This window comes from Paraburkholderia sp. BL17N1 (genome assembly GCF_003634175.1).
Taxonomy (GTDB): domain Bacteria; phylum Pseudomonadota; class Gammaproteobacteria; order Burkholderiales; family Burkholderiaceae; genus Paraburkholderia.
Genome location: NZ_RBIW01000002.1, coordinates 751,549 through 768,286, shown reverse-complemented (window position 1 = coordinate 768,286; position 16,738 = coordinate 751,549). Strand labels below are relative to the sequence as shown.

Here is a 16,738-nt window from a genome sequence, read left to right as displayed (position 1 = left end):
GCGCGCGCTGTGCAACCGCGCACCCAACGGCGCACACTTGCACCATGCGCGAGAGTCGCGCGGTGCTTCATCAAAAATCATAGGGCGAGACGCATGGGCGTCCTCGCCCCATCCAGTATTGACGACGATAGGACCGGGGCGGCCGCGAAAGCGGGCCGGCCCCGGTCCGCGATCGGATAACGGAATTGGAGGTGACATGCAGCGATCTACAGACACAACGGAATTGAAGGCGGGCCTCAAACAGCGCCACATGACGATGATCGCGCTCGGTGGCGTGATTGGCGCGGGGCTTTTCGTCGGCAGCGGCGTGGTCGTGCAACAGGCCGGTCCCGCGGCGGTGCTGTCGTTTCTGATCACCGGCGCGCTGGTCGTGCTGGTCATGCGAATGCTCGGAGAAATGGCCTGTGCGATGCCGGCCGTGGGTTCGTTCTACGAATACGCGCGGCTCGCGTTCGGCGGCAAGCGGGCGTCGGGCAACCTCGCGGGTTTTCTCACTGGCTGGATGTACTGGTATTTCTGGGTCATCGTCGTCGCGGTGGAGGCCGTGGCAGGGGCGAAACTCGTGCAGTTCTGGCTACCCGACGTTCCCGCGTGGGCGATCAGTCTCGTGCTGCTGGTCACGCTCACGGCGACCAACCTGGTCTCGGTCGGCAGCTATGGCGAGTTCGAGTTCTGGTTCGCGTCGATCAAGGTCGCGGCGATCATGGTGTTCCTGTTTCTCGGCGGCATGTATGTGCTGGGACTGTGGCCCGCAGCGAAGCATGTCACCGCCGTGCTGCCGACGCTGCTCTCGCACGGCGGCTTGATGCCGAAGGGAATCGGACCCGTACTGAGCGGCGCGGTCGCCGCCACGGGCTTTTACTTCGGCGCGGAGATCGTCACGATCGCGGCGGCCGAAGCGCAGGAGCCCGCCAAGGCGGTCGCCAAAGCAACCAACTCGGTGATTACGCGCGTGCTGGTTTTTTATGTTGGCTCGATTCTGCTCGTTGTCGCGCTGGTGCCGTGGAATTCCCCGAAGATGGCGACGCCGTATGTGAGCGCGCTCGATGCCATGGGTATTCCGGCGGCCGCCAGCGTCATGAATGCCATCGTGCTGACCGCAGTGCTGTCGGCGCTCAACTCAGGGTTGTACGCCGCGTCGCGGATGATCTTTGCGCTGACGCGCCACGGCGACGCGCCCGCCGCGCTCGCCAAGGTCAATCGTCGCGGCGTGCCGGTTCGCGCGATTCTGATCGGCACCGTGTTCGGCTACGCGTCGGTGGTGATGTCGTATGTGTCGCCGGATACGGTGTTCGCTTTCCTCGTGAATTCGTACGGCACGGTGGCGATTTTCGTGTACGTGTTGATCGCTATTTCGCAACTGAAACTGCGTGCTCGCATCGAGCGGGATGCGCCTGAGAAACTGCGCGTCAGGATGTGGTGCTACCCGTACCTCACGTGGGTCGCGATCGTCGGCATGGTCGGCATTCTGGTGGCCATGGCGTTCATTCCCGAGCAACGTCAGCCGTTGTGGTTTGGCGTAGCGAGCCTCGGCGTGCTGCTTCTCGCTTATCTGCTGCGCGTCCGCAAGTCAGGCTCCGGCTTTAGCGAACCGGACACGCTGGAATATCGGCATCACCATCGCTGACATCAGAGTTGCATCGTGCTTTTAAAAAACGAGATGATTTGTATCGAAAAAAGAAAGTGCGTATGATGGACCGGCGAGGCCGCGCCGCCAACCTGTTGGCCGAGGGCCGCAGTCGTGACGAAGCACGAGGAGACCGTAGTGACCGATATCGTGACAGGCAAGCCGGACCGGATGGTCTCGGTGCGCACGTTGTTTGGCATCGACTCAAGCTTGATGGTGCCGGCCTTCAGCGAACGCGACGACCACGTTCCGGAAATCGACGAGGTATATCGCTTCAATCCAGAAGTGACGCTGGCGATTCTCGCCGGCTTCATGCGCGAGCGCCGCGTGATGGTGCAGGGCTTGCATGGCACGGGCAAATCCACGCATATCGAACAGGTTGCGGCGCGTCTGAACTGGCCGTGCGTGCGGGTGAATCTCGACGGCCATATCAGCCGTCTCGATCTGGTGGGCAAAGACGCCATCATCGTGCGCGACGACGTGCAGGTCACCGAGTTTCAGGAAGGTATCGTGCCGTGGGCGCTGCAACGGCCCATGGCGTTGATCTTCGACGAATACGACGCGGGCCGTCCCGACGTGATGTTCGTGATCCAGCGCATTCTCGAGCGCGACGGCAAATTCACGCTGCTCGATCAGAACCGCGTGATTCATCCACATCCGTATTTCCGCTTGTTCGCTACGACCAACACGGTCGGCCTCGGCAATCTGAACGGGTTGTACCACGGCACGCAGTTGTTGAATCACGCGCAGCTGGACCGTTGGAATGTGGTCGCCACGCTCAACTATCTGCCGCGTGCCGAGGAGGCCGGCATCGTGCTGGCGCGTGTGCCCGAACTCGCCGACGAGAGCGGCCGCGCGCTGATCGAGTCGATGATCAGTGTGGCGGAACTGACGCGCAAAGGTTTCGCTACCGGCGATCTATCCACGCTGATGTCGCCGCGCACCGTGATCGATTGGGCGGAAAACTGCCAGATCTTCCGCGATCCGGCCATGGCGTTTCGCCTGACCTTCGTCAACAAATGCGACGAAGCAGAGCGATCCATCGTGGCCGAGTATTTCCAGCGCTGCTTCGATAGGGAACTGGAAAGCACGGCGGAGCGCGAGATGCGCTCGACGGTGCCGCAATGACGCCTGCCGAGCGGCAAGCGACACGCCGCGCTGAACAGCGTCAGAATCTGTGCGCGGCGGCGGTGCGCGCATTGACCGGCGACGCCGAGCTGCATTACCGAGCCGGCCGTTTGTACCGTGGCCTGCGTCCGGTGCATCTGCATGCGCCGCATCTGCGCACGGACCCGCAACTGGATGATCTGCGTTCCTTGCGCGGTGCCGCGGACGGCGCAGCATTACGCCTCACGCATTCCGACGCGAATCTCCACGCGAGTCTATGTCCCACTGAACAGGCCGAGCCGGTCGAGCGACTCCTGTTCGAACTGTTCGAGCAGCTACGTTGCGAAGCGCTTGCGCCGGCCGGCATGCCGGGACTCGCGCAGAATCTGCGCCATCGTTTCGAAACATGGTCACGGGCTTTCTATCGCACGGGACTGACCGATGGCCACCTCGGCATTCTGCTTTACACGGTGGCCCAGATAGTCTGGTCGCGTCTGTCGGGCTGGCCGGTGCTGGAAGAAACAGAAGGTCTGATTGAGGCCACGCGCGCCGCGATCACGCCGACCGTGGGCGTGCCGCTCGCGGCGCTGCGGCGGCATAGAACGGAGCAGGGCGAGTTTGCACTTCATGCGCGCGTATTGGCCCGTCTCGTTAGTCAGATGATGCGTGACGCGCGTGCGCAGTCCGTCGAAGATGCAGAAGCCCAGACGCCGGAAGACGACGAAGCGGTGCGTGCCATGTTCGCACTCTGGTTCGATACCGACGACGGCGAGCAGGTCGACATGGGTCTCGCCGCCACCGGCGAAAGCCGCGTGCTCAGAGAGGCCGAGCATCGCTACCTGGCGTACACCACGCGCTATGACCGTGAGTTCGTGCCGGGCTCGCGCATCCGCGGCGAATTGCTGGCGCAATACCGCGACCAGCTCGACAAGCGTATTGCCGCGCAGCGCATCAACGTGCCGCGGCTCGCGTATGCGCTCAAGGCCGCGCTTGCCGTGCCGCAGCGCGACGGCTGGTCGTTCGGTGAAGAGCACGGCCGTATCGACGGCCGGCGTCTGTCCCAACTGGTCAGCTCGCCGGCCGAGCGGCGCCTGTTTTTACTCGAACGGCACAAGCCGATTGCTGATTGCGTGGTGAGTTTTCTCATCGATTGTTCGGGGTCCATGCGAACCTATATCGAGCCGGTGGCGATGCTGGTTGACGTGCTCACGCGCGCGCTCGATCAGGCGGGGGTCGCGAGCGAGGTGCTGGGCTTCTCGACCGGCGCCTGGAACGGCGGCCGTGCGCGGCAAGACTGGCTGGCCGGCGGCCGGCCGTCGCATCCGGGGCGGCTCAACGAGGTCGCACACCTCGTCTTCAAGGATGCGGCGACTAGCTGGCGGCGAGCTCGCGCCGACATCGCGGCATTATTCAAGGCCGATCTGTTCCGCGAAGGCGTGGACGGCGAAGCGGTCGACTGGGCCTGCACGCGGCTGCGCGCGCGTGCCGAGGCGCGGCGGATTCTCGTCGTGATTTCAGACGGCAGTCCGATGGACAGTGCGACCGCCCAGGTCAACGACCACTACTACCTCGACAATCATCTGAAGCAAGTGGTGGCGCGCAACGAAGCCGCGCGCGATGTCGAGTTGCTGGGCCTTGGCGTCGGACTCGATCTCAGTCCGTATTACCGCCGTTGCCTAGCGGTCGATCTGTCCACGCCGCCTGACATGTCGCTGTTTGCCGAACTCGTCGGCTGGATCGGCGCGCGGCGCTAGGGCGCGTGTGTCCGCGGCGTCTTAACGGAGCAACTGCTGCAACGCATGCAGGATCAGCGAGCCGCCGATCACCACCAGAATCGCGTATGCGATGCGGCGTGTCATCACACCCGACAGCGGCGGCGGATACTGCCGCGCGACGAGCGTCATTAGCGCGACGACCGGGACCGCGAACGCGGCCTGCATCCAGATATCGGCGTCGAGTTGGCCCTCATACGCGCTGAACAGCGTACGAGTGATCGAAGTCACCGTGAAGATCAGAATCAACGCGTAGCGGATCTGCATGAGTGAGAGCGGCTGGCGATAGAACTGGAAAATCAACGGCGGCCCGGATACGCCGAACATCCCGCTCAGCAGACCGCCGAACAGGCCGCTCACGAAGAAACTCCGGTCGCCCGAGCGGCAAGCGAGCGGCGCCGGCCGCAGCGCCGCGCTCAAGCCGCCATACAGCACCACGGCGCCCAGCAGCAGTTGCAATACGCTGGAAGCCGAATTGCTCAACAGATCCAGCACCAGCACGCCCGCCACCACCGACGGCAGAATGCCCAACGTAGCGGCGCCCACCGCGCGCCAGTCGATGTGATGCAGTTTGCCGGGCAAGGCGGCTGCGCTGTTGGCGAGCGTCACGAGACTGAGCAAAGCGGCGAGACTCGTGACCGGCGCCAGGTCCAGGCCGCTGGCCGCGCCGATCACGATCATGCTCAGACCGAAGCCGGTGATGGTTTGAAAATAGCTCGCGACGCCCATCAGCGCGAGCAGGGGCAGCAACTTCTGAACGATCATGAACGAGACGGCGTGAGGAGGGCGTCGGGATGCGTGAGCGCGGCTTGCGCCTGCACCGCGGTGACGGCGGTGACGTAGTAGATGTCGTCCGCGCTGCAACCGCGCGAGAGGTCGTTGGCGGGCTTGCGCAGGCCTTGCAGCAAGGGGCCGATCGCCTTCGCGCCGCCGATCCGCTCGGCCAGCTTGTAGCCGATATTGCCCGCCTCAAGACTCGGAAACACCAGCACGTTGGCGTGGCCTTCAACTTGCGAATGCTTGACCTTGCGCAGCGCGATTTCGGAGACGATGGCCGCGTCGAGTTGAACGTCGCCGTCGATTGCGAGATGCGGGCGGCGTTCCTGCACGATGTGGGTTGCGTTGACCACTTTGTCGACTGCCGCATGATGCGCGCTGCCGCTCGTCGAAAACGAGAGCATGGCCACGCGCGGTTCGTCCATCAGCAGGCTTTTTGCGCTGTCCGCCGCGGCCATCGCGATCTCGGCGAGCTGGGCGGCATCGGGCTCCACCACGAGTGCGCAATCGGAAAAGATCAGGCCACCTTTGAGCGTGTGGAACGGCTCGCACAACATCATCAGAAAGAAGCTCGAGACGAGTTTGAATGAAGGCGCAATGCCGATGATCTGGATCGCGGTGCGCACCACGTCGGCGGTGGTGTTGACCGCGCCGGACACGGAACCGTCGGCGTGGCCGAGGCGCACCATCAGGTTCGCGAAGCACAAAGGGTTGAGGATTTCTTTCTGCGCCTGTTCGAGCGTCATGCCCTTCTTGCTGCGCAATGCGAACAATTCGTCGGCATATAACGATGCGAGCGCCGAAGCGGCGGGGTCCACCAGTTCCATACCGTTTAGATCGACGTCGAAGCGGGCGGCGGCATCGCGGATGCGCGCGGCGTCGCCCACCAGCAGAATGCGCGCAATGCCTTCGCGGCTCGCGCGCTGCGCCGCCTGCAACACGCGCGGGTCCTCGGCCTCGCTTAGCACGATACGCATCGGCGAACGGCGCGCGTGTTCAATGATGCGGTTGATGGCTTTCATAAGCGTGGCCGATTGCAGAGGTAGTGAGATCTGGAACGAAGAAGCCGGAGACAGCGCGCGTGAAAAGAATGCGCGCTGTTTCCGGCCGGTGAGCGCGGCGGCCTCGGTCCGCTTGAACACGGAGGCCGCCCGCGCCGCATGACACGCTCAGACGTAGTCCTTGTACTTGTCGAGCATGCGCACCGGCTTGGAGAGCGCGTCGCGGCGGAACGGGTCGCCCAGTTCACGCGTACACATGATCTCGATGATGGTGGTCTTGCCGTGGTTCATCTGCGCGTCGATCGCACGCTTGAGCGCCGGGCCCACATCTTCGAGACGATCCACCACGATGCCTTCGGCGCCCATCGCGCGGGCAATCGCCGCAAAGCTCTGGTTGTCGAGTTCGCCCGCCACGAAGCGGCGATTGTAGAAGTCCACCTGGTTCTTCTTCTCCGCGCCCCACTGACGGTTGTGGAACACCACTGCCGTCACCGGAATGTTGTGGCGCACACAGGTCATGGTTTCCATCAGGCTCATGCCCCATGCACCATCGCCTGCATACGACACAGCCGGACGGTGCGGCGCGGCAACCTTGGCGCCGATAATGGTCGGAAACGCGTAGCCGCAATTGCCCCAGCTCATCGCCGCGAAGAAACTGCGCGGCTTGTTGAAGCGCAGATAGCTGTTGGCCACCGAGTTGATGTTGCCGATATCGGTCGAGACCATCACGTCTTCAGGCATGGCCTTTTCCAGTTCGCGCAGCACCTGGCGCGGATGCAGATAAGCGCCGCCGCCGGGCGTGCGTTCGTGCTTCTGCTCCTCGATCATGTCGAGGCTGTAGGCGTCGCGTTCGTGCGTCCAGTCGTCGAGTTCTTTTTCCCAGGCGGCTTTCTCGGATGCGATCTGAGCGCCGCGTTCCTCGCGCGTGGCTTCGCTTGCGAGCTTGCGTCCCGCAAGGCGCTCGGTCAGCGCGACGGCGGCGGCCTTCGCGTCGCCGCAGATGCCCACCGAAATTTTCTTCACCAGGCCGAGCATCTTGTGGTCCGCATCGATCTGGATGATCTTCGCGTTGGTCGGCCAGTAGTCCATGCCGTGCTGCGGCAACGTGCCGAACGGTCCGAGGCGCGAGCCGAGCGCGATCACGACGTCGGCGCGCGACAGCAGCTTCATCGCCGCCTTCGAGCCCTGATAGCCGAGCGGACCGCACCAAAGCGGATGGTTGGCGGGGAACGAATCGTTGTGCAGATAGCTGTTGACGACCGGCGCGTTCAGGCGTTCGGCGAGCGCCTTGCATTCTTCGATCGCATCGGCCATCACCACGCCGCCGCCGGAAATGATCACCGGGAACTTGGCTTGCGCGAGCAGTTCAGCCGCTTCGTTCAGGCTTTGCTCGCCGCCCGCGCCGCGATCGAGACGCTGCGGCTGCGGAATCTCCACCTTGACCTGCCCGTAGAAGTAATCGCGCGGAATGTTGAGCTGGGTCGGTCCCATTTCCGCCATCGCGCGGTCGAAGCAGCGGCCCGTGAATTCGGCCATACGCGCCGGATGGGTGACGTGGCCTTGATACTTGGTGAACTCCTGGAACATGGGCAGTTGCTTGGCTTCCTGGAAGCCGCCCAGACCGATGCCCATGGTGCCGGCCTCCGGCGTGACGATCACGACCGGGCTGTGCGCCCAATAGGCCGCCGCAATGGCGGTGACGCAGTTGCTGATGCCGGGGCCGTTCTGGCCGATCACCACGCCGTGACGTCCCGAGACGCGCGAATAACCGTCGGCCATGTGACCGGCGCCTTGCTCGTGCACCACCGGAATCAGACGGATGCCGGCGGGCGCGAAGATGTCCATGGCGTCCATGAAGGCGGAGCCCATGATGCCGAACATATCGGTCACGCCGTTGGCCGCCAGGGTTTCGACAAACGCTTCCGACGGCGTCATGGCCTGCGGGCCGCTGGCACGGTTGTCGGCGGTAGCGTCACGCGGGGAAGGATTCTGCTCGCTCATGGGGTGTCTCCAGCTCTTTGAGATAAATGGAACAAAAAATACCGAAAAATGCTTGGTGTCTGAAATGTAGGCCAGTGGTTTCCGTCAGTCAACCAAAATTCAAATAAATGGAACGTTTTGTATCAAAAAAATGTGCTGTTTTGCGGGTTGCAGCTTGCGCCGTGGCAGCGGTGGCCGCTTACGGCCTTACTGCCACGGCAACGAGTACGTCTTGACGTTGGTGAAGCTCTTGATCGCTTCCTGGACACCTTCCTTGTAGCCGAGCCCCGAATCCTTGATGCCGCCGAACGGCGTCAGTTCGAGCCGGTATCCCGGCACCTCGCGCACGTTCACGCTGCCCACCTCCAACTCCGCGACAAAGCGCGTGATGTAGTCGAGCCGGTTCGTGCAGACGGACGAGGACAGGCCGTAATCGGTGGAGTTGGAGAGTCGGATCGCTTCGTCGATATCGCGGAAGCGGATGACCGGCGAAACCGGCCCGAAGGTTTCATAACGAACGAGCGGCATATCCGGCGTGACGTGATCGACCACGGTCGGCGAATAGAGCGCGCCGCGGCGCACGTTGCCGAGCAGCAGCTTCGCGCCGCGGCTCACGGCGTCGTTGACTTGCGCTTCGAAGAATTTCGCGGCGTCTTCGTCGATCACAGTGCCCATGTCGGTGGCGGGATCGGCCGGGTCGCCGTAGCGTATCGCGCGGGTCTTCTCCACCAGCAGTTCGACGAAGCGGTCCGCCACCGCTTCATGCACGAGCATCCGCTTGATCGCGGTGCAGCGCTGTCCCGAGTTCTTGTACGAGCCGGAAACGGCCAGCGTGCTCGCTTCGTCGAGATCCGCGTCTTCCATCACGATGATCGGATCATTGCCGCCCAGCTCTAAAACCGCGCGCCGATACCCCATTGTGTTCGCGATGTATTTGCCGATGGCGACGCCGCCCGTGAACGTGATCAGGTCCATGTGCCGGTTCGTGATGAGTTCGTCGGCGATGTCTTTGGGGTCGCCCGTCACCACCTGGAGCATCTGTTGCGGCAGGCCGGCGCTGTAGAGAATATCGGCGAGCAGGCAGGTGGACAGCGGCACCTTTTCCGACGGCTTGACGACGATCCGATTATTGGTCGTGATGGACGGCACGATCTTGTGCGCCACCTGGTTCATCGGATGATTGAACGGCGTGATCGCGCAGATCACGCCGAGCAGCGGTTCGCGCTGCGTGTAGACGCGGCGCTGTTTGCCGTGCGGTGTCAGATCGCAGGAGAAAATCTGGCCGTCGTCTTTCAGCGCTTCATTGGCGCCGAAGACCAATACGTCGCTGACGCGGCCGGCTTCGTAGAGCGAATCTTTTTTGCAGAGCCCTGATTCCGCGGTAATCAGGTCGGCGATTTCGCCGGTCCGCTCGCGCACGATATCCGCCGCGAGTCGCAGGATCTGTGCGCGCTCATAGCGTGTGAGTTTGGCGCGATACGCGTGCGCGTATTCGAAAGCATGACGCACGTCGTCCACGGTGGCTTTTGGAACGGTGCCGACCAGTTCGCGCGTAAAAGGGTTGAATACTTCGATGACCTCGGCGCGCGTGACCCTTTCGCCGCCGATGCGCATGGCTTCGTGCCGAATTGCAGTAGGCATCCGTGGTTTGAAGATGGCGTTCACGCGGCCCCCTGGCTGGATTGACGATGGTGGAAGGTAAATGTCGTACCGTTGAGGTCGATAGTGCCGTTGGGCACGCCCGCGGGGTAGAGCCAGCGTGGGGGAGTCGCTGAGTCCAGCGCCGTGTCACGACATGACGCAAAAAAGAAAGGGCCCGAAAGAAGGGCCCTTGTCAACGAACTGAACTGCGGTGCAGCCTCGTCAAACCTTCCCTTTCCAAGGCACCAGCACGCGCTCGATATAACGCATCAGCAAATCGAAGCACAGCGCAAAGAACCCGATCACGATGATCCCCATGATCACCACATCGCTCGCGAGAAATTCCGCGGCGTTGAGCACCATGAAGCCGAGGCCGCTGGTCGAGGCGACCATTTCGGCGGCCACCAGCGTGGTCCAGCCCACGCCGATGCCGATCCGCATGCCGGTAAAGATCTCCGGCATCGCCGACTTGAGGATCACGTACAGCACCACTTGCGTGCGCGAGGCGCCCATCGAATACGCGGCGTGAATCTGCTCGATCGACACCGACCGCACGCCTGCGCGGGCCGCGATTGCGAGCGGCGCGAAGATCGCCAGGTAGATCAGCAGCACCTTCGAGAATTCGCCGATGCCGAACCAGATGATGATGAGCGGCAAGTACGCGAGCGGCGGCAACGGCCGGTAGAATTCGATCGGCGGATCGAACGCACCGCGCGCGAAGCGCGACACGCCCATCATCACGCCGACGGGTATCGCCGTGAGACAGGCGAGTGCGAACGCGCCGAACACCCGCAGCAAGCTGATGCCGGTGTGCTGGGCGAGCGTCGAATTGGCGAAGCCTTCCGTCGCTACATAGATGAACTTTGCGTAGACGGCCTGTGGCGATGGCAGGAACAGCGGCTTGATCCAGTGCAGATTGGTCGCCGCAAACCAGAGCGCAAGGAACGCGGCCACGGTGATCAGGCTGGTGGCGACGCTGCTGCCTTGTCCCGGCACGCCGAACGTGTCGCCGGGCCGGGCGGGCTTCTTCGCGAGCATACGAGGTCCACGGCCCGGTCTGCGGGGCGGCTGGATCGGCGAGTTCGTCTCCATTTTCGCGGCCTCGCCGTGCAACACGGCATGAGCGGATTTAGAACTAAGCATGAGCGACTCCCGCCTCGGCGCCGTGCATCTTCTCGTCGCCGTAAATGATGTTGAGAACCTGCTCGCGCATCGCGATGAAATCGGGACTCGATTTGATCGCCCGTGCGTCGCGCGTTTCGAGAAAACGGCGATTGAAGTCCAGTTCGTAGGTATGCGTGATGCGCCCGGGACGCGGCGACATCACGATCAGCCGGCTCGCGAGGAACAGCGCCTCCTCCACGCTGTGCGTGATGAAGAAAAACATCTTGTTGGTCTTCTTCCAGACGTCGAGCAGAAGCTCCTGAATGGTTTCGCGAGTGAGCGCGTCGAGCGCGGCCATTGGCTCGTCCATCAGCAGCATCGCCGGATCGCAGGTGAGCGCGCGGGCAATGCCGACGCGCTGCTGCATGCCGCCGGAGAGCTGATAGATCATGTGCTTGTGGAAGTCCTGCAAGCCGACCAGCGCGAGATTGCGCACGGCGATTTCGCGCCGCTGCGCGCGCGGCACGCCTTGCAGCTTGAGGCCGAATTCCGCGTTGTCGATCACGTTCAACCACGGCAGGAGCGCATGCTTCTGGAACACCACGCCGCGGTCCGCCCCCGGCCCCGCAATGGGCTCGCCGCCGAGCAGCAACTCGCCGCGGCTCGGTGCGATGAAGCCGGCCATCAGCGATAACAACGTGGTCTTGCCGCAGCCGGATGCGCCCAGCGCGACCACGAAGTCACCCGAGCGGATCGTCAGGTTGATATCGTCGAGCGCCTGCACGGTCTGGCCGGGGCGCCGCCCCGGAAACACCACGCTCACGTTTCTGACTGTCATGTTTTCCATGTTGCCTCCTGATCTCGCGGATCACGGTTACGTCATTTGAGTTGCGCGGCGGCTTCGGCATAAGCCGGTGTCACGAATTTCGAGTAGTCCGGCAACACGGTGCCGATCTGTTTCTGGCTCTTCAGGAACTCCGACGTGTCCTTCAGTGCGAGCGCGGCGCGGCTCGTCGTACCGCCGCCCAGCCATTGCGCGGATGCCTGTTCGCTGACCGTGGGGAACGCGTACAGCGACAGCGACGCTGGCACTTCCGCCGGCGAGCCGCCGATCATCTTCGCGATGGCGGCCGCTTGCGGTGAGCTGGCATTCCATTGCGACGGATCGTTGCGGTACTGCTGGTCGGCGTCGGCGATCGCCTTGACGAGTTTCACCATGAAGTCCTTATGTTCCTCGCCCCATTTGCGATCGACCGCAATGCCGTCGAAGGTCGGCTTGCCGAGCTTCGAGAGGTCGCCGGAGGTAATCAGCACCTTGCCGCTTTTCTTCAACTCGGCGAGCGCGGGGTCCCACACATAGGCGGCGTCGATGTCGCCGCGCGACCAGGCCGCGACGATCTGATTAGGCTGCATGTTGAGAATCTTCAGGTCAGACGGATTGATGCCCCAGTGCTGCAGCGCGAACATGGTGTGATAGTGGGTCGTCGACACGAACGGCACGCCGATGGTCTTGCCCTTCAGGTCCGCCGGCTTCGTGATGCCGGAGCCATTGCGCACTACCATCGCTTCGGCCTGGTTGATGTTGTCGAGAATCCAGAAGAGTTGCAGATCGAGGCCCTGGCTCACGGCGGCGGCGAGCGGGCTGGAACCGATCACGCCGACCTTGACGTCGCCGGATGCCAACGCGGTCGCCACTTTTGCGCCGGACTCGAACTGCCGCCAGTTGATGTTGTAGCCGGTGGCCTTTGCGATCGACCCGTTCGCGATGCCGACCACCCACGGATCGACGATCTGCTGGTAGGCAATCGTGATTTCCTTGTCCTCGGCGTGGGCGGGCGTCACTGCGAAACACGCCGTGGCGGCGCAAACCAGCGACAGGATGCAACGTGCCGTCCGATGGAACCACGGCCGTAATGTCGAGTTTTTATGGCGTTTCATAATAGGTCTCACAATAGGTTTGATCAGCGGTTTGATCAGCGGGTTTCAACAGCGGCTGTCGGTGGAGCATGGAACTCGTATGACCACGACGGGTGCTTGTCCCAATCGCGTTGGACGGGGTGAGTCGAGTATCGTCAGTAAAAAATAGAGCAAGTTAGTGCCAGACGGCGCCGATCGTTGAGTCCACATCGGCGCGTCAAGCCGTTCTGGCCGGCCCGCGCCGTCGCCGCTCACGCGGCCGAAGGCTCTCACGTGCAGCGTTGGCGTGACTGGCGCGGCTCGTTCACTTTCAGGAGGAAGCATGTCTAGCCGTACAGCGACGGCCCTTTGGACGCAGCGTTTCCAGCGTCCGAGCGACTCGAACATGAGCCTGCAAGGGCAGATTCGCCAGATGCTGGTGGCTGCGATTCTGGACGGCCAACTGCCGCCGCAGACCGCGTTGCCGTCCAGCCGGGAACTGGCCGATCAACTGAGCGTCGCGAGAAATACGGTCGTGCTGGCGTACCAGCAACTCGTGGAGGAGGGCTATCTGATTTCCCGCGAGCGCAGCGGGCACTTCGTCAATCCGGCGATGCTGGAGGGACGGCACGGCTTCAAGGCGGCGCAGACGCTGCCCGGCAGCGAGCAGGAGCACGCGCCCGCGCGCCCCGATTGGGGCCAGCGCGTGCAACGTCGGCCGTCCGCGCAGCGCAATATCGTCAAGCCGGGCAACTGGCAGGATTACGAATATCCCTTTATCTACGGGCAATTCGACCAGTCGCTCTTTCCGACTAACGACTGGCGGGAATGCTGCATGAAGGCGCTGTCGGTGATGGAGATCCGCAACTGGGCGCCTGACCTGATCGGCCGTGACGACGACACGCTGATCCAGCAGATCCGCACGCGCGTGCTGCCACGGCGCGGCGTGTTTGCGATGCCGGACGAGATCGTCATCACAATCGGCTGTCAGCAGGCCTTATATCTGATCGCCGATCTGCTCGCGCGTGAGCGCACTGCGGTGGGATTCGAAAACCCGGGCTATCCGGACGCGCGCAACATCTTCGAGAACCGCAACGCGCAACTGATACCGCTGCCGGTCGACGAGGGTGGCGTGCGCCCCGTTGAAGACGCGCACCTGTTCGCCCAATGCGACTATGTCTACGTGACGCCGAGCCACCAATGCCCGACCACGGCCACCATGCCGATCGAACGCCGGCATGCGTTGCTGGAACTGGCGCAGAAGCACGACTTCGTGCTGATCGAAGACGACTACGAGAGCGAGAACAACTTCTCGGGCCTGCCGCATCCGGCGCTCAAGAGTCTGGACAAGGCTGACCGCGTGATCTACATCGGCAGTCTTTCGAAGACGTTTGCGCCCGGCTTGCGGCTCGGCTATATCGTCGGTCCGCGCGAACTGGTGCAGGAATTGCGCGCGTTGCGCCGTCTCATGGTGCGGCATCCGGCGGCGTACATTCAGCGTGCGTTCGCGACGTTTCTCTCGCTCGGCCATCACGACGCGCTGCTGCGCCGATTGGCGCACGCTTATCGCGAGCGCGCGCTGGCGCTGATGGCGGCGCTCGATACGTACCTGCCCGAAGCGCGCCACATCCCGATCACGGGTGGGGCGTCGTGCTGGGTGGAAGGTCCGCCCTGGCTCGACGCCGTGCGTCTTGCCGACGACGCCGAACAGCACGGCATTCTGATCGAACTGGGCGGCGTGTTCTTCATGGACGGCCTGGAGCAGAAGAACTGCTTCCGGATGGGCTTCTCGGCGATCAAGCTCGACAAGATCGACGCCGGCATGCGTCTGCTGGCCGAACTCGTGCGCAAGCAGAAGCCGGCGCTTTAACCGCGTCCGAAGTCAAAGACGCGCGTTAAGAGCGCCAATGCATCAGAAGGCATCAGAAGGTTGCCGCGAGTTCCCTGGCGGCTTCCTGAAGGCGCGGCACGAATTCGAGCGCGCGTGAGAGCGGCGCGCGCGAAACCGGAGCATGCACGGCGATCGCCGCGATACAGGTGCCGTTCGCATCGACTACGGGCGCCGCCACGCACACGATGCCGGCCAGAAACTCTTCGTTATCGATTGCGATGCGCTTGTGCGCGGTGCGGTCGAGTTCCGCTTCCAGTAATTCCGGATCGGTGATGGTGTTTTGCGTGAAGCGTTCGAGCTTCAGCGCGCGCACGAGCGCCGAGCGCTGTTCACGCGGCAGCATGGAGAGCAGCAGTTTGCCGCTCGCGCTGCAATACGCGGGGACATGTGAACCGGGTTTGAGATCGAGGCGCAGCGGCCACGGCGCTTCCATGCGGTCGAGGTACAGCACCTCGGTTTCATGCAGCATGGTGAGATTGCACGTCTCACCGAGATCGGCCACCAGACGCGCGAGGATCGCATGACGCAGGCGCCGCGCGCCGGAATGCATCACCACGCCCAATGCGAGCTGCGCGAGCCGCGGCCCGATCACGTACGCGTTCTTCTGGCCAGGCTCGCGGATCACCAGACCGCCCGCCTCCAGCGAAGCCAGCATGCGATGCAGCGACGCCTTGGGCAATGCGACATCTTGCGCGATGTCGGCAAGCGAAACCGGGCCGTCCGTGTTGACGAGGTGTTCGAGCAACGCAAACGCGCGCAGCGTCGGAGTGTCCGCTTTGGTCATGCCTGCCGTTCCGGAAAATGGATCGGCGTCATTGTACAACTCGGCTTCGGGTCGTCCGGCCTTGGCGTCGCGGCCCGGGGGCTCTGCCGTGTCTAACGGATCGCTCATGGGAAAGGCCTCAGCGCTCATGGTACGGATGCTCCGTGGAAGGGCCGGCGGATAACAGCGGGGCGAGCTTCAGCGCCGCGTCCTTGAGTCTCGGCACGGCCTTCAGCAAATCGTTCAGACTCGCGCGCGCGGTCGGCGCGTGAATCGCCAGCGCGGCGAGCACGTGCCCATTGCCGGCATCGCGCACCGGCACCGCGACCGCCACCATGCCGCGCACCAGCTCCTCGTTGTCGATGCCGACCCCGCGCACCGCGAGCCGGTCGAGTTCCGCTTCAAGCAGATTCAGTTCCGTCAGCGTGCTCTGCGTTCTGCGCTCCAGCGTCAGCCGCGCGAGAACGGGACGGCGCTCGGCCGGCGGCATCTGCGAGAGAAACAGCTTGCCGCTCGCGGTGCAATGCAGCGGCACGCGCGTGCCGGGCTGCAGATGCAGGCGCAGCGGCTCGGCGGTCTCCACGCGCTCCAGATAGAGGACAGTGTCGCGGTCGAGCGCGGTGAGGTTGCAAGTCTCGCCGAGCGCATCCACCAGTGAGCGCAGCACCGAACGGCAGGCTCGCCCGAACGTGTTATTCGACAGCGTGGTGAGCGCGAGCTGCGCCGCCTTCGGGCCCAGCGTGATGCCGCGATCCGTGCCGCGCGAATCGGGCAGATGCGTTACGTAGCCCTGCACTTCGAGCGATTCGATCAGCCGCATCAGCGTGGCCTTGGGAATGTGCAGGCGCAGCGAGAGTTGCGAAAGCGAAGACGGCTGTCCCGCGGCCGCGAGCTGCTCGAGCACGGCCAAGGCGCGCAGCGCCCGTGAATCCTCGGCGAGAGGTTCACCGCGTGGGGACGAGCAGGGTGCTTGCATACGCTTCCTTGCGATCGATCAGTGGCTGTCCAGCGTCCGCGTACGTTGCGCGGGCCGGCCGGTCATTTCCGAAAGTGAAACAAAAAGCGCTGTTTCTGTTTCAGATGAGCCGATAGTAGCGGGAATTTCTTGATCAGGAAACGGGCTGAACATAAATTTCAACGAAACATACCGCTTTTTATAAAACATGCAGGAGACAGGTC

The 16,738-nt window shown here is 63.3% G+C and carries 13 protein-coding genes; 4 read left to right on the top strand and 9 right to left on the bottom strand.

Annotated elements, in window-relative coordinates:
- The first annotated feature begins 196 nt into the window (after positions 1-196).
- The 3 genes from B0G82_RS23280 to B0G82_RS23270 all read left to right on the top strand — a co-directional run bounded on the left by B0G82_RS23280 (position 197) and on the right by B0G82_RS23270 (position 4,488).
- Positions 197-1,627 (top strand): amino acid permease, encoded by a 1,431-nt coding sequence (locus B0G82_RS23280; RefSeq protein ID WP_121309186.1) that lies wholly within the window; start codon positions 197-199, stop codon positions 1,625-1,627.
- 138 nt (positions 1,628-1,765) lie between these two features.
- A complete protein-coding gene (locus B0G82_RS23275; RefSeq protein ID WP_121309185.1) occupies positions 1,766-2,755 on the top strand; it encodes an AAA family ATPase in 990 nt (329 codons plus the stop codon).
- Positions 2,752-4,488, top strand: coding sequence for a cobalt chelatase (locus tag B0G82_RS23270; protein WP_121309184.1), 1,737 nt, complete (start codon positions 2,752-2,754; stop codon positions 4,486-4,488). Before B0G82_RS23275 ends, B0G82_RS23270 begins: the two co-directional genes overlap by 4 nt.
- Before the next feature lie 21 nt (positions 4,489-4,509).
- Here B0G82_RS23270 and B0G82_RS23265 read toward each other — a convergent pair whose 3' ends face one another.
- From B0G82_RS23265 to tauA, 7 genes are all read right to left on the bottom strand, one after another.
- Complete coding sequence (locus B0G82_RS23265; RefSeq protein ID WP_116123224.1) at positions 4,510-5,271, bottom strand: sulfite exporter TauE/SafE family protein; 762 nt, start codon at positions 5,269-5,271, stop codon at positions 4,510-4,512.
- Positions 5,268-6,305: a phosphate acetyltransferase gene (pta, locus tag B0G82_RS23260; protein ID WP_121310797.1), complete on the bottom strand. Its 1,038-nt coding sequence runs from the start codon at positions 6,303-6,305 to the stop codon at positions 5,268-5,270. The genes B0G82_RS23265 and pta overlap by 4 nt, the downstream gene beginning before the upstream one ends.
- Positions 6,306-6,452: 147 nt before the next feature.
- A complete protein-coding gene (xsc, locus tag B0G82_RS23255; protein WP_199730159.1) occupies positions 6,453-8,285 on the bottom strand; it encodes a sulfoacetaldehyde acetyltransferase in 1,833 nt (610 codons plus the stop codon).
- Positions 8,286-8,471: 186 nt separating this feature from the next.
- A complete protein-coding gene (gene phnY, locus B0G82_RS23250) occupies positions 8,472-9,905 on the bottom strand; it encodes a phosphonoacetaldehyde dehydrogenase (RefSeq protein ID WP_121309183.1) in 1,434 nt (477 codons plus the stop codon).
- Between the two features lie 222 nt (positions 9,906-10,127).
- A complete protein-coding gene (locus B0G82_RS23245; protein ID WP_241974999.1) occupies positions 10,128-10,943 on the bottom strand; it encodes an ABC transporter permease subunit in 816 nt (271 codons plus the stop codon).
- A 97-nt stretch (positions 10,944-11,040) separates the two neighbouring features.
- On the bottom strand, positions 11,041-11,856 hold the full coding sequence (locus B0G82_RS23240) for a taurine ABC transporter ATP-binding protein (protein WP_116123225.1): 816 nt from the start codon (positions 11,854-11,856) through the stop codon (positions 11,041-11,043).
- 32 nt (positions 11,857-11,888) lie between these two features.
- A complete protein-coding gene (gene tauA / locus B0G82_RS23235) occupies positions 11,889-12,947 on the bottom strand; it encodes a taurine ABC transporter substrate-binding protein (RefSeq protein ID WP_241974798.1) in 1,059 nt (352 codons plus the stop codon).
- 301 nt (positions 12,948-13,248) lie between these two features.
- Between tauA and B0G82_RS23230 the strand changes: the two genes are divergently transcribed.
- Positions 13,249-14,775 (top strand): PLP-dependent aminotransferase family protein, encoded by a 1,527-nt coding sequence (locus B0G82_RS23230; RefSeq protein WP_121309181.1) that lies wholly within the window; start codon positions 13,249-13,251, stop codon positions 14,773-14,775.
- A gap of 52 nt (positions 14,776-14,827) precedes the next feature.
- Here the strand turns inward: B0G82_RS23230 and B0G82_RS23225 are convergent, their stop codons facing one another.
- Complete coding sequence (locus B0G82_RS23225; protein ID WP_106277671.1) at positions 14,828-15,580, bottom strand: IclR family transcriptional regulator; 753 nt, start codon at positions 15,578-15,580, stop codon at positions 14,828-14,830.
- 118 nt (positions 15,581-15,698) lie between these two features.
- Complete coding sequence (locus tag B0G82_RS23220; protein WP_121309180.1) at positions 15,699-16,535, bottom strand: IclR family transcriptional regulator; 837 nt, start codon at positions 16,533-16,535, stop codon at positions 15,699-15,701.
- Positions 16,536-16,738 lie beyond the last annotated feature (203 nt).